General features: G+C 57.7%; 1 pseudogene. It reads left to right on the plus strand.

Features of this window, described 5'->3' with window-relative positions:
* Positions 1–654 precede the first annotated feature (654 nt).
* Positions 655–907, plus strand: a pseudogene (locus tag E8M77_RS24085) (hypothetical protein); the annotation flags it as partial.

Genomic DNA, 907 nt, shown 5'->3' on the forward strand with positions numbered 1-907 from the left:
TCGCACGGGCCGTCGAGGTTCTGAACGAAAACAGGGACGGACTTGATGCCTTGGTCAAGGCGCTGTTCGATGCCCAGGCGCTCGATGGTGTGGTGGTAAAGCAGCTCCTCAAACACAGTGATCGTGCCGGAGGAGGCTGATAGCCTTCGGTGCGGCTCCTGGTTCGCGGAGGTGATTGATTACGCCGGAGAGTTACTCTGGAGCCGGATGTGTTTTTGATTGTCTTTGATAAGGTAGCACTTGGGGGAGTTATGCGCCTTTCAGTAACTAAGCTTTGCCCGGCATGATCCCAAAACGCCCGTTAGCTCATCCCGGTTCACGCGAGGGTCGGAACAGCAGACTTTGAGAACAAGGCCGCCGTCCAGACGACAGCGGCTTACGAAGGCTTTCCGCACTTGTGGACGTTGCCGTCCCTGGATCTTGGAAATCTTGCCCCGATGACAATCGAAGCGGTGACCCAAAAACTCGGAGACATGGGCGGTTGCGCACGCCGGCCTGCCAAAATGCGGGGTCCTTATTCCATGCCTAATCACAGCCAAAATGACTTGCGCTTTCTATCCGTTGATTTGAAGTTATATTCCCGCAAAGGCTGGAGAGTGCCGAGCATGGATAGCTTCCCGAGACGCGTATCGGGAAGACCTGCTGGCGATGCTGATGGCCGGGCGTGCGGCCGAGCAGATTGTCTTGTGCTCCGTCTCCGTCGGCTCGGCAGGGGCGGAGGACAGTGACCTCGCCCGCGCGACAAGGCTTGCCCTGGCGCTCGAGCGCAGTCTCGGTTTTGGGGCGGTGCAGCCGCTGCTCTATCGCGAGGATAAAGACCTAATACGCGTCCTCATTGATCAGAACCCATTGGCCCATTCTCTGCGTCCGATAGACATGATCCGCCATGGCTGGCTTTCGAGTTTGC

Origin of the sequence: Rhizobium sp. FY34, assembly GCF_005222845.1 — a bacterium.
Classification (GTDB): Bacteria; Pseudomonadota; Alphaproteobacteria; order Rhizobiales; family Rhizobiaceae; genus Neorhizobium.